This window comes from Youxingia wuxianensis (assembly GCF_014385085.1).
In the GTDB taxonomy this organism is placed as follows: Bacteria; Bacillota; Clostridia; order Oscillospirales; family Ruminococcaceae; genus Youxingia; species Youxingia wuxianensis.
In genome coordinates this window covers 222060-234930 of sequence record NZ_JACRTD010000003.1, presented here as the reverse complement: position 1 = coordinate 234930, position 12871 = coordinate 222060, and the positions used below count along the sequence as shown (strand labels likewise).

Genomic DNA, 12871 nt, shown 5'->3' with positions numbered 1-12871 from the left:
CCCAGTTGGGATGAACGGGGATATGTTTGGGTATATTAAACCTTTTAAGCCGGAAATGAAAATCTGTGAATACGAAACCTATAAAGCGGTTTACTGCGGATTGTGTAAACAGCTTGGCAAGTCTTACGGCCCCTTTTCCCGCCTGACTTTAAGCTTTGATTTTACTTTTCTGGCCATTTTGGACATGGCCATGCACAAGGAAACGGAATTGGAATTTTCTCGGCAGCGGTGTATTGTCAATCCTTTAAAAAAATCTCCTTGTTGTGGTCAATGCCAATCGTTGGATTTCTCCAGCGGCGTTGCCATGATTATGTTCTATTATAAAGTGCTGGATAATTATAACGACGGCAAACTGGCCCAACGCGCCTTGTCTATACTTTGCCTGCCTTTTGCCAAACGAGCTTATCATAAGGCCGCTGAAAAATATCCTGAGGTTGCTTCTATTATCTATGAAACCATCAGCCGCCAAAGCCAGTTGGAACAGGAGCGTTGTTCCAGCACCGATCTTGCCAGCGAGCCTTCCGCTTTGGCCCTTTCGGGGCTTTTGTCTCTTCTGTGTGATATACCGGATCAAAAACGTGTATTAGAACGATTTGGATATTTAATCGGCAGGTTTGTATATCTGTCCGATGCTCTGGATGATTTGGAACAGGATATCAAACAAAATAGTTATAATCCTTTTTTGGTTCGGGAAGATATCGCCAATCCTACCAACGAACAGTTGGAAAATATCCGTGAAAATGCAAAAGGCTCATTATTTCTGACAATTGCTGAAATAATAAAAGCATATGAGCTTTTGGAATTAACCCGGTTTAAACCTATTTTAGATAATATCGTTTACCTGGGACTGAAAGGTAACACGGAACAAATTTTTTCTCAAAGGAGACGGAACACAGATGGCAGATCCATATAAGGTGCTGGGAGTATCTCCCAATGCCACCGACGATCAGATTAAAACTGCATATCGGGAGCTCGCTAAAAAATATCATCCGGATAACTATGCAAATAATCCTCTGTCTGACCTCGCCGGAGAAAAGATGCAAGAGATCAATGAAGCATACGACGCTATTGTGGCCCAGCGAAAGTCCGGACAGAACGGCCAACGGGTTTACGGACAGGAAAGCGGCTCTTACTCTCAGGGTTCTTCCCAGTTTGCAGATATCCGCAGGCTGATTAATTCCGGACGAATTGCAGAGGCTCAGGAGCTTTTGGACGGCGTTGCCAACGCGTCGCGGGATGCGGAGTGGTACTTTTTGAAAGGCTGTATCTACCATACCCGCGGCTGGCTGGACGAGGCCCTGAGCAGCTTCCAGAAAGCCTGCTCCCTAAATCCAAATAATCCGGAATACTCCGCCGCCTATAACCAGCTTCTCTGGCAGCGTCAGACTGGTACGCCCGGCTATGGACAGCACGGCGCTCCCGGCGGAAGTATGGGCCAGTGTACCTGTTGTGATGTGTGCGCCGCGATGTATTGCGCTAACTGCTGTATGGAATGTTGCGGAGGCGGATGCTTCTAAAAAGGTGTTAGTTTGGTTTTGGGGGTCTTTGAATGAAAAAAAGCACACAGGTTGCTATCGGCGGGCTGACCGCCGCTCTGTGTCTTCTTCTTATGTTTATGACGGGGCTTATCCCCTTTTCTTCTTATGTATTTCCCGCCATGGCGGGAATTGTGTTAATTGTCGTTCGGGAAGAGAACGGCGCGGGTACTGCTTGGCTTACTTATGTGGTGATTTCCATCCTCTCCCTGCTGATTGTTCCCGACCGTCAGGCGGTGATGCTTTTTATCTTGTTTTTAGGGTACTACCCCATTGTTAAACCTGTTGTTGAGAAATTTCCAAAGCCGCTGGCCTATGTTGTGAAGTTTATATTCTTTAACGTAGCGATCATCGCTTTTTACTATGTAGTAATTTATGTATTCGGCATCCCCGATCTGTTGGAGGATTTCGGAAATTTTGGAAAATATACCGCTTATGTGGCCTTGGGGATGGCGGATTTTACCTTCTTTGTGTATGATTTTCTTTTGAGCAATATGGAACATATTTATTTACATTGGTTCCGTCCCAAAATTTTGCGTAAAATCGGGTAACTTAGGGAAATGAGGGACGTCAATGCGTCTTAGAAAACAATCAAATTCAAAAGCTGCGCTAACGGTCGTCTTGTTCCTTTGCGCTGTGGTTATCGGGCTCGTCCTCTTTATCTTGCTTACACAGGAAACTGCCGTTCAGCCAAAAGACTCTGACAAATCCTCGCTTCCCGCTCAGTTTCAAGGGCTGGATTTGGAACCAAAGGCAATCACCGGCGCCCTTCCCGGAACTCAAGAGGAATTTACCCAATCCGGGAGTCAGTTTTTTTCCTACCGTATTAATTCTACCCCAGTATTTCGCCGGGATGGAAGCGAGGGAAATATTCTTGTCGAAAATCCGTCTATTAATGCGTATTTAATGATACTGGAACTGGAAACCAGCGACCGGCTGGAAGTTTATCAATCCGGATATCTCGCGCCGGGCCAGTATCTTCCGTCTATTTGTCTGCAGGAATCCTTGAATCCGGGTCAATATCCGGCTACCGCTTATTTCCAAGCGGTTGATCCGGAAAATTTGGAGATTATCTGGACTACTCAGTGTCCTGTCACAATCACGGTAAAAGAATAAAATCCACAGCGGCCAAGACCGCTGTGGATTTTTATTTACAGAATAGTGGCTCCGCCGATCACCCGCCGGCCGTCATAAAAAACAACCGCCTGTCCTTTGGTAATCGCCCTTTGAGGTTCCTTAAAAATAACCTTTACCTTGCCTTCTCCCAAAGAATATACCGTGGCTGGTGCAGGCCGATGAGCATAACGGATTTTCGCCATAACGGTAAGTTCTCCAGAAAAGCCGTTTAATTCTGTAAGCCTCAGATCGTCTGCCAACAGGGTATCCCCGTAAATATCCTGTTGGGAAAGAGTAACGGTATTTTCCGCCATATTCACCGAGGACACATACATAGGCCTGCCAAAACCGACCCCCAGCCCTTTGCGCTGACCGATTGTATAATGAAGCGCTCCTTTGTGCCGCCCAAGGACCATTCCCTGCGTATCCAGGTAATTGCCTTCCTGGGGTACAAAACCGGAGTATCTTTGGATAAAGGAAACATAGTCCCCATCGGGAATAAAACAAATATCCTGGCTGTCGGATTTACTTTGTACGCCCAACCCGTGTTCCGCGGCAATCTCCCGGATTTTAGGTTTATCATACGTATCAATCGGGAGCAAAAGCATTGAAAGCTGCTTCTGGGAGAGATGATAAAGTACATAGGACTGATCTTTTTTCTCATTGGCGCTTTTTACCAGATGATACAGCCCGGCGGCCTGCTCATATTCTACCCCGGCGTAATGGCCAGTGGAGATATAATCATATCCCAAGCGTTTGGCATCCTCTATAAAAGCGCCGAATTTGATAGCCCGATTACAGGCGATGCAGGGGTTGGGAGTCGCTCCATTGCAATAGGTATCCACAAAATAATCCATTACCTGAGCCGCGAATTTCTCCCGGTAGTCCAGCACGTAATGGGGAATATCAAGCCGCTCGCAAACCTTTTTTGCATCTGTTACATTGCTTTCCAAACAGCCGTCAAAAAGTACGAATGTCGCCCCGCCTACTTCATATCCCCTCTCTTTTAAAAGCAAAGCGGCCACAGAACTGTCTACTCCGCCGCTCATAGCCACAAGCACTTTCTTTTTCATGGGCTTTCCCTCCCTCAATTAGTTTCAGGACAGCATAACAGGCGAAAATCCCATTTTTATCGTGGGTTTTCCGCCTGTTCCTAGACACACTAAGGTATTGGGTATCGGTCGCTTCTTTTGGAAGCCCCCCTCCGAATCTCCTGTGATACCTAATTATGTGATCTAAGTTGATTATACACTGTGTAATCAAAATTTTCAAGTCAACCGACAAAATTTACATACAGTAATGGAATAAAAATCGTGTAAAAAGGCTGGAGATATTAAAATTGGCAAATGGATCTGGGGTCATCAGCATCTGAAAAAGGAAAACCGCCCCGCCCACGCCGGCAACCAAAATCAATAAAATGATCAAAATTTTCCATCCGATTCCTAACTTTCGTTTTTTCCCCTGCCCATGCTGCTGCGCGGCAAATCCATCCGGACCAAATTTTCCGTTCAGCCGGGACGGCGGCGCATACTCATCCAGGGGCGGCGGATAATTTTCCTTCCCCGCTTCCTCATATCCGCTGGCAAAAGAAGCGCCGGTTTCTTGGGGATGGTATACAAAGTAGGGCGCTTCCGGCTCGTCATAGACGCCGGCAGACTCTTCATACTCTGCTGTAGAATATCCCTGTTCCCTGTATTCCGGCTCCTGATGTCTGGGGAGCTCCTTTTCTAGATTCTGATAGGACGGCCGCTGATACCTGCCTTCATAATCTGCCTCCTGATAAGACGGTTCCTGGCTCTCATATGGCGGCGAATTTTTAAACGGCCCTCTGGCCTGTCCGTCAAATTCTGGAACCTGCTCCCTTGGAGCGCCGGCGTAGTAAGCGCTGGCCGTATCTTCTTCCTCTTGCCATACATGCGCAGGAGAAATCACATAAGGCGGCGAAAGTTCCTCATATTGGTCACGGAAATCATTGATTACCCGCTGGCCGCAGAACGGGCAGAATTTAAAATCAGATTTCACATTTCCATGGCAATTTTTACAGATCAAGCCGCCCACCTCCAAGATCATAGCTGTGCCCTTATTCTATCATGGAATTTGTTCGTGTTCAAGAAGTATCTATTGACAATAAACTGCCCGCATTGCTGCGGGCAGTTTATTTTAAAATTATAAGAATTATTCTTTTACCGGCTCCAGCACGCCATAGGTGCCGTTGTGCCGTTTATAAACAACATTTGTCTCGCTGGTTTCCGCGTTCAGAAAAACAAAGAATTCATGTCCCAGCAGATTCATCTGAAGAATCGCCTCATCCACATCCATGGGGCGCAGGGAAAAACGTTTCACTCTAACCACGTCAAAAGCGCCGGTATCCACTTCCATTTCCTCGCCGGCTTCAATATTTGAAGCATCAAAAGCAGATTCTCTCAAACGTTTTGCCAGCTTATTTTTATTTTTTACAATCTGGCGGAAAAGAGAGTCGATCACCGCTTCCAGCGAATCAAAACGATCGGAGGTTGTTTTCTCTGCACGATAGAACATGCCTTGTGACTGAATCGTAACCTCCACAGTTTCCCTGTCTCCCTCATTGGTCACCGTAACGATAGCTTTCGCATTATCGTCAAAAAAACGATCCAACTTTGAGAGTTTTTTCTCGATTCTCTCTTTAAAAGAATCTCTTACGGAGGTTTTTCGAGCTGTGATGGTGATGTTCATATATTCAACCCCTTTATATTGTATAAAAACAGGTTTCCCCGTTTTTTACAGTGAAAAGTAACAAATTCTGTTTGTCTGTTGAATATATTATACTGCATTTTGTATGAATTTACAATAGGTTTTCCTGTAAAATGAAAATTTTAACAAGAAAACCTATCTTTTTTCATCCTTTGTTTTAAATTACCCGGGTAGCATGACGCGTCACATGACATCCCATATTCACCGCTACCGGCAAACTGGCAATATGGGTCGGCCCCGCTTCGATGTTTACCGCCAAAGCCGTTACTTTGCCTCCAAATCCCTGAGGACCAATCCCTGTGCGGTTAATCTCCTCGAGTATTTTTTTCTCCATCTCCCGATAAAAACTGTCCTGGCTGCCTGAAAGCTCCCGACAGAGAGCTTTTTTAGCCAAAAGGGCGCATCCTTCAAAATTTCCGCCGATCCCTACTCCAACCACAACCGGCGGGCAGGGATTGCTTCCTGCGGTTTCTACCGCCTGTACTACATAATCGATAATATCCCGCTCAGTGCAGGCAGGGGTCATCATCTTGATAGAACTCATATTTTCACTGCCTGCGCCTTTAGGCGCCACCGTCAGCGAAAGCTTGTCCCCCGGCGTCATAGTCATGTGGATTACCGCCGGGGTATTATCGTTGGTATTTTCCCGGCGCAAGGGATCTCTTACCACCGAACAGCGCAGAAGTCCCTGTGTATATCCCTGGCGTACTCCCTCATTAATAGCGCTGACAAGATCCTGTCCCTGAATAGAAACCTCTTGTCCCAACTGAACAAACACTACCGCCATACCCGTATCCTGACAAACAGGAACCGATAGTTTTTCCGCGGTTTCGTAATTGCGCACAATATCCCCCAATACTTCCTTTCCCAAAGGAGAGACCTCCTGCTGGCAAGCATGGCGCAGACAAGTTTTTAAGTCCTCTGGTAAAATCCTGTTCGCCTGGATACATAGTTCTTTTACCGACATTACTATATCATCACTATGAATGATCCTCATTTATTTCACCTTGTTCCCATTGATAATTACGCTTTTCGGCGGATGCCGGGTAGTCATCGGCTCCTCTTCGAATAAAAGAATATCCGCGTCTTTTCCCACTTCAATCGAACCAACCCGTCCATCAATTCCGCAAATCTTCGCCGCGTCAATGGTAATTGCCCGTAGGGCCGCTTGGGGAGCTAGTCCCTCGTCCATTGCAATCTGGGCGCTGAGAAGCAGATAATAACAGGGCACTTCCGGATGGTCGGTAGAGATCGCCACCGACACCCCGCTTTTGTGTAATATTCCAACGCCCTGAGCGCTCGCATTGGAAAGCTCCGGTTTCGTTCTGGCTCCAATAATCGGACCTGCGATTATTCTTGCTTGTTCCTGTGCCAATAAGTCAGCTATTAAATGGCCTTCCGTACCGTGGACAATCACATAATCAAACTGAAATTCTTTGGCGATGCGAAGCACAGTAAAAATGTCGTCTGCCCGGTGGGCATGGATGTGGGCGGGCACTTCCCTTTTTAACAAAGGAAGCAGCGCCTCGCATTTCGCATCATATTCCGGTTCCTCCATTTCATCGTCCTGAGCTGCCTCTTCCAAAAGCTCCTGATACTTCTTCGCTTTCATCAGCTGTTCCCGGATGATGGCTGCAATGGCCATCCGAGTCACCGGCGACTGACTGCGGGCATGATAACTGGTTTTCGGATTTTCCCCCATCGCCATCTTAATCGCCAACGGCTCCCGTAGAACCATGTCGTCCACCCGACGGCCATAGGTTTTCAAAGCGCACATTTGACCTGCGATGGGGTTGGCGCTGCCCGGACCGGTAACCACTGTAGTAACTCCCCATTCCAGAGCTTCTTTAAACGACTTGTCCATAGGGTTTACTCCGTCTATCCCGCGCAGATGCGGGGTGGAAGGATCGGTATCTTCATTTCCGTCGTCCCCTTCAAATCCCATGCCGTCTTCCCACATACCAATATGACAGTGGGAATCGATCAAGCCAGGGATCGCTATCGCCCCCCGGGCGTCAAGCAGCTCCCCTGTTTCTTTTGGGCAGTTTTCCATAGGACCAACGCCAGTAATTTTATCCTTTTCTATTTGGATATATCCGCATGGATAGTTCTTTTCTGCCATAGTTCGGATATCCGCGTTAATAATTAACATGCTACTCTCCTTCTATTCATTAAAAAAGGGTGCCGCAGCACCCTTTTCGCTCTTATTTTGATTGTCCGCGCCGTCCTGCAGAACCACGTTTAGCATCGGTATACTTTTTAAGATCCGATATCTTATCGTCGCTGGTCTGCTTAAAACGGGCCATCATATCTTCAAAGGACATCTCCTGGGTATTCTCATTCATCCGCCGCTCAAAACCATAAGACACCGGACGAGAAGGTCTGCGGGATTGAGCATTGTTACGGGCCGGCGCGCCGCTTCCTTGCGCATTGTTATTAAAACTGCGGGGGGAAGTCTGTGCCGGCTGGGGGGTCGGTGTAGGATTCGCCTGCTTAATCGACAAGCTTACCTTTCCTTCAGGGCTGATTCCGATTACTTTTACCTTTACTACCTGGTTTTGAGTAAGATGATCCGAAATCTCTTTTACATAGGAAGACGCTACTTCCGAGATATGTACCATCCCTGTTTTTCCGCCAGATAACTCAATAAAAGCACCAAATTTTGTAATGCCTGTAACCTTGCCCTCTAAAATATTTCCTACCTCAAGCTGCATAATCTGAAATGTTGCCTCCTTAAAATCCTTATATCTTTATCCTTTTCCCTCTGTGGGTCAATCAACAACACTGCGGCAACAATTCTTTAAGAGCCGGATGCATCACGGAAAACCCGCTCGTCAGAATTTCCCATATCCAATTTATCTCTGGCAATACGGGAAAGATAGGCCCTATCGTCACCCAAATTAAGCAGCCGTTCCGTTTCTTTGTTCGCTAAGCGCTGCTCCTCTACCAGCTGTTGCACCTGGGTGAGCTCCTTGCGCTTGGAGGAGATTTCCACCTGTAACGATACCAGCGATACTACAATATAGGCAGCAAAACAGAATATACATATTCTCATTATAAGGCTTTTTTTTCTACTTCTATTATTTTTCATGACTAGGCGTTCCTTATATTATTATTCTCTTCTGTCATAACACCTGTTTTATGTCGCTTTTTTAAATTATACAATAAACTATAGGGCTTTTTCAAGTGATTTTTTGAAATTTTTGCCTTCTTTTTTAGATATTTTCCCAAATTTTTTACTAATTTTAACAAAATTCCTTTTATTTTTTTTAAAATCGAAAAAATAGGTGCACAGAAAATTTTGTACAGCAGTCCTAAAATATATTTCACACCTTGTATAATATGTTTGGAAATTCCAATCACCAGCGTCCCCAGAGTGAAATAATACAATACCCATCCGATAATTTCTCCGATTAATACAAACATCCTGATTTGCCCACAATCCACACTGATCATATAAAGAAAGGTAGCAACCGCACACACAAAGCAATAAATAATATCCTGTACCATTACGATTACAGGCGGATGTACAACCGCAATCCTTATAACCCGAAAAACATCATAGCATGCCCCTAGCGCCGCTCCCAAGGCGATCGCCATTAAAAACATCCATGTCTGCCCCGCAATGGTTATCTCCATGGTCCCCCTCATTTCTATTTGAATAGCTTACCAAAAAATCCGCCTTTGTTCGGCTGGTTATCCGCATAGGTTAGGCTGTCAATCTCTCCCTCCAAATTTACTTCTCCCGTATCCACATCAATGCGGTTGATGTGCAGATTCTCCCCTCGGATCGCCAGTTCCCCAAGGCCAGTAAAAAGCAGCACCGTCTGCTCGTCAAAACTATCAATATCTGTAACTCCGGTAATTGTTAATTTATTGCGCTGTTCCATAATAATATTATGAGGTGTTTTTACCGTCATTTTTTCTTCTCTTTCATTCATCAGCATTTTTGTACCTCCCAGATATAGATATTGTCCATATATGTGTATGCACCTGGCAGGGACATTATGCGCTATAAAACCTTCCCCCGCAAGACGTTGTCTTTGCGGGGGAAGGTTTTATTCTATCACTGTGTACCCTTCGGCGGCAGTATCCTTTGTGGCGTATTCATCTACCTTCAGCACCTTCACCTTTAAAGGTTTGCTTCCCAGGTTAATAGAGATAATATCGCCTTCTTTTATATCATAAGAAGCTCTGGCCACTTTTCCGTTCACTTCAATTCTTCCAGCATCGCAGGCTTCATTGGCAACTGTACGCCGTTTGATCAGCCGTGTTACCTTTAAATACTTATCCAGTCTCATAAAGAAACTCCTTTGTGATATAAAACAGCCTGCCGCATAAAAAACACGGCAGACTGCTTCTAGTTTTTAAAAATTACTTGCCAGCAACAGCATCTTTCAGGGCTTTACCAGCTTTAAAGGAGGGAACTGTAGCAGCAGCAATCGTGATTTCTTCTTTGGTAATAGGGTTGATACCTTTTCTCTCGTTGCGTTTTTTAGTTTCAAAGGTACCAAAGCCAACTAGAGCTACTTTTTCGCCTGCTTTTAAAGCCTCTGTAATGGCCTCCACTACTGCGGATACCGCTTTTTCACTGTCCTTTTTAGAAAGGGCGGATTTTTCAGCTACTGCGCTAATGAGTTCTGCTTTTGTCATGTTAGTGACCTCCATTATATTTTATTTTAATTTATACCATAGTTTAAAAGGCGGGTACCTTTTTATCAGCCGATAATCGGCCGATGATAAACTATCAGGTGCGAAATAAAAATATCAGAGCTTTTTCTTTGCTTGTTTCCAAAGCTCGTCCAATTGCTCAATAGAGCTTTCTTTCATATTTATTTCCTGCTGACTTGCCATTTCTTCCACTTGCTCAAACCGACGGATAAATTTTTCACAGGAGGCAGCCAGCGATTCCTCCGCATCCACACCCACAAACCGGGAAACATTCACCACAGAAAACAACAGATCTCCTAATTCTTCCTGAATATTTTCCTTGTCCTGCTGCGCGATCGCTTGTTCCAGCTCGTCCATCTCGCTTTTAAGGTCGTTGATGGCCCACTGGACATTCGGATAATCAAAACCCGCCTTTGCCGCTCTATGCTGAACTTTTCCACTGCGCATTAGCGACGGAAATACCGCGGGCACGCTGCGCAGCGTCTGTGCAGCCGTTGTCTGGCCTTTGGTCTTTTGTTTTATCTTATCCCAGTTGCTCAGCACTTCCTCAGAGCCGCTTACCTCAATAGTGGAAAACACGTGGGGATGCCGGATGATCAGTTTTTTACAAATCCCATCGCATACATCGCCAAAATCAAAACCGCCGGCTTCCTCCTCCATCCTGGAGTGAAAAACCACCTGCAGCATCACATCCCCCAGTTCCTCACATAGATCCTGCGGGTCCTGCCGATCGATGGCGTCCAGTACTTCATAGGTTTCTTCTAAAAAATTATTACGGATCGATTTATGGTCCTGTTCCCTGTCCCAGGGACAGCCGTCTTCGCTTCGCAAAATTTTCATAATCTCGATAAGGTCGTCTATTCCATACCGCTCTTTCTTTGGATACTGCACAGACATATCCCTTACCTCCGCCGACTAATTGATTACTTTACATATATTACCCTATTAGGTTCATTTTTTCAAGTATCTTAGCAAACTTTTCTCCATTTGGCAACATTAAAACATCCATTTTTGTTAAGGTTTTGGAAGTTAGGATAATAATTAGGAAAATTATTCCTCCAATTCCAATTGCAACCAGCGTAGAAAACTTGGAATCGATCGCTCGGGATAATAAACCATAGGCCGCCCAAGCTCCTAATCCACATCCCACGGCCCCAAACAAAGGCTTTATTATCACTCGGTAAAAGTGAAAAGAAATTCCGGTTGTCTTAATCAGTACCGCCAGCCCCGCCACCATAACAAATAAGTAGCAAACCAGCGTTCCTATAGGAGCGGCCTGAATGTTTATATCAGGAACCGCCACCAATAGATAATTAAGAGAAAGCTTAATCAGCCCGCCGATTATCAAAAATTTTACCGGAAGGTCTGCCCTGCCTACTGCCTGAAGCAATGCGTTAATAGGAAGAGTAAGCGCTACAAAAATCGCGCTGATCCCCATTATTTTTAAGGCGGGGGCAATTACGGCTACTTCCATTGGCTTGGTAAAGTAGAGTAAACTTAATATTGGCTGGGAAAGAGAAAATATACCGATCCCAACAGGAAACGCAATGAGAGAGGCTATCCTCAAGGATGATTCCACATTGTCTTGCAGGCCTTTCCGATTTCCCGCCGCCCAAGCCCCTGCTACCGCGGGCAGGATGCTTACGCTGATGGTGGTGGTAAGAGAAGGTACCAAATTATAAATAGGCACCGCCAGACCGCTGTAGCAGCCATACAGATAAGAACCCAGCATAGAGGTGTCAATCCCCTGGGGAATCGCCCCTGCATACATTTGAAGGATGGTTTGAGGCGATGCGACAATAGCCGCTGAGAGACGATTCATCACCGAGATCAAATCAATAAACGAGGTTAAGTTGGTGATCACCGAGGCAACGCATACCGGTATGGAAATCTCCAACAGCTTTTTCGTCAAGTGACGAGAGGTATCCGAAGGGGGGGAACTTTTTAACATTTCTTTGGAAATGCCATCCCCTTTTATCCTTTGGCGCAACAGCAAATAGACGCTGCCGCATAAGGTGCTTAGCGTCACTCCAAAAATCGCTCCTGCCGCCGCGAAAGGCAGCACCGCCAGCTGAGCCTGCTGCAGGCTGTCACAGGTAATAGAAAATACCCGCCTGCTTTCCTCAAACTGGCGCAGACCATAGGATGTAATCCCATAGGCCAGTGCCAGGCCGAAAATCATCTTGCACGCTGCTTCCACCACCTGGGACATTGCCGTCGGCGTCATATTCTGCATTCCCTGAGTATATCCCCGCAGCGCGGCCATAACGCAGCCAAAAAACAAAGCAGGAGCCAGCATCATTACCGCCAGCTTCGCCTGCTGATTTTTCACTACCTCGCTGAACCATCCGGCGCCTGCAAACATCAGCACCGAGCCTAGCAGCCCTACTCCGACAAAAACAAAACTGGACAAGCGCAGTATTTTTTTCACGTTATGATAACGGCGCTGGGCTATATTTTCGCTGACAAGTTTAGATACAGCGATCGGCAGCCCAGAAACAAATAACGCATACAACGGATAGTACAAATCATACGCTACGTTAAAATAACTCATTCCAACGCCGCCTAAAATATTGGTCAGAGGTATTTTAAAGAGAGCGCCAATCAGCTTTACCACAACCATGGCACAAGCAAGAACCACCGTACCGTACAAATAGCCTTGTTTTTTGGAACGTCGCGTCATCCGGGCTTCTCCTTTTCTGTCAATTATCGATATGTATACTATATTATCATGGTACAGGTTTTATTACTATAGCATTATTGCAATCTTTACAGCCTTAGTGTAAAATAAAAATCATAGTTTTATGCAGGAGGAAGAA

Annotated in this window: 17 protein-coding genes; 4 read left to right on the top strand and 13 right to left on the bottom strand. The window is 45.7% G+C overall.

Annotated features, from left to right (window positions below; genetic code table 11):
• The first annotated feature begins 22 nt into the window (after positions 1–22).
• The 4 genes from H8705_RS05405 to H8705_RS05390 are packed head-to-tail and all read left to right on the top strand — an operon-like array spanning position 23 to position 2651.
• On the top strand, positions 23–913 hold the full coding sequence (locus H8705_RS05405) for a DUF5685 family protein (RefSeq protein WP_262394803.1): 891 nt from the start codon (positions 23–25) through the stop codon (positions 911–913).
• Positions 897–1517 (top strand): J domain-containing protein, encoded by a 621-nt coding sequence (locus H8705_RS05400; protein WP_262394802.1) that lies wholly within the window; start codon positions 897–899, stop codon positions 1515–1517. Before H8705_RS05405 ends, H8705_RS05400 begins: the two co-directional genes overlap by 17 nt.
• A gap of 32 nt (positions 1518–1549) precedes the next feature.
• Positions 1550–2086: a hypothetical protein gene (locus H8705_RS05395; protein WP_262394801.1), complete on the top strand. Its 537-nt coding sequence runs from the start codon at positions 1550–1552 to the stop codon at positions 2084–2086.
• Between the two features lie 22 nt (positions 2087–2108).
• Entirely contained in the window at positions 2109–2651 is a 543-nt protein-coding gene (locus H8705_RS05390) for a hypothetical protein (RefSeq protein ID WP_262394800.1), read from the top strand.
• A 35-nt stretch (positions 2652–2686) separates the two neighbouring features.
• Here the strand turns inward: H8705_RS05390 and mnmA are convergent, their stop codons facing one another.
• The 13 genes from mnmA to H8705_RS05325 all read right to left on the bottom strand — a co-directional run bounded on the left by mnmA (position 2687) and on the right by H8705_RS05325 (position 12735).
• A complete protein-coding gene (gene mnmA / locus H8705_RS05385) occupies positions 2687–3724 on the bottom strand; it encodes a tRNA 2-thiouridine(34) synthase MnmA (protein WP_262394799.1) in 1038 nt (345 codons plus the stop codon).
• A 214-nt stretch (positions 3725–3938) separates the two neighbouring features.
• Complete coding sequence (locus tag H8705_RS05380) at positions 3939–4700, bottom strand: zinc ribbon domain-containing protein (RefSeq protein WP_262394798.1); 762 nt, start codon at positions 4698–4700, stop codon at positions 3939–3941.
• 126 nt (positions 4701–4826) lie between these two features.
• A complete protein-coding gene (gene hpf / locus H8705_RS05375) occupies positions 4827–5363 on the bottom strand; it encodes a ribosome hibernation-promoting factor, HPF/YfiA family (RefSeq protein WP_262394797.1) in 537 nt (178 codons plus the stop codon).
• 175 nt (positions 5364–5538) lie between these two features.
• Positions 5539–6378 (bottom strand): fumarate hydratase, encoded by an 840-nt coding sequence (locus H8705_RS05370; protein ID WP_262394796.1) that lies wholly within the window; start codon positions 6376–6378, stop codon positions 5539–5541.
• A complete protein-coding gene (locus H8705_RS05365) occupies positions 6379–7533 on the bottom strand; it encodes an amidohydrolase (protein WP_262394795.1) in 1155 nt (384 codons plus the stop codon). It lies immediately after the preceding gene.
• Positions 7534–7585: 52 nt separating this feature from the next.
• Positions 7586–8095, bottom strand: coding sequence for a S1 RNA-binding domain-containing protein (locus H8705_RS05360; RefSeq protein ID WP_262394794.1), 510 nt, complete (start codon positions 8093–8095; stop codon positions 7586–7588).
• A gap of 86 nt (positions 8096–8181) precedes the next feature.
• Positions 8182–8436: an FtsB family cell division protein gene (locus H8705_RS05355; protein WP_262394793.1), complete on the bottom strand. Its 255-nt coding sequence runs from the start codon at positions 8434–8436 to the stop codon at positions 8182–8184.
• Positions 8437–8474: 38 nt separating this feature from the next.
• Positions 8475–9020: a spore cortex biosynthesis protein YabQ gene (gene yabQ / locus H8705_RS05350; RefSeq protein ID WP_262394792.1), complete on the bottom strand. Its 546-nt coding sequence runs from the start codon at positions 9018–9020 to the stop codon at positions 8475–8477.
• A 14-nt stretch (positions 9021–9034) separates the two neighbouring features.
• Entirely contained in the window at positions 9035–9328 is a 294-nt protein-coding gene (yabP, locus tag H8705_RS05345; RefSeq protein ID WP_316248643.1) for a sporulation protein YabP, read from the bottom strand.
• Between the two features lie 111 nt (positions 9329–9439).
• Positions 9440–9682, bottom strand: coding sequence for an RNA-binding S4 domain-containing protein (locus H8705_RS05340; RefSeq protein ID WP_262394791.1), 243 nt, complete (start codon positions 9680–9682; stop codon positions 9440–9442).
• A gap of 73 nt (positions 9683–9755) precedes the next feature.
• Positions 9756–10034 carry an HU family DNA-binding protein gene (locus tag H8705_RS05335; protein ID WP_262394790.1) on the bottom strand — a complete coding sequence of 93 codons (279 nt, stop codon included), beginning with the start codon at positions 10032–10034 and terminating at the stop codon, positions 9756–9758.
• Between the two features lie 114 nt (positions 10035–10148).
• On the bottom strand, positions 10149–10949 hold the full coding sequence (gene mazG, locus H8705_RS05330) for a nucleoside triphosphate pyrophosphohydrolase (RefSeq protein ID WP_262394789.1): 801 nt from the start codon (positions 10947–10949) through the stop codon (positions 10149–10151).
• Positions 10950–10989: 40 nt separating this feature from the next.
• Entirely contained in the window at positions 10990–12735 is a 1746-nt protein-coding gene (locus H8705_RS05325; protein WP_262394788.1) for a putative polysaccharide biosynthesis protein, read from the bottom strand.
• Between the last annotated feature and the right edge of the window lie 136 nt (positions 12736–12871).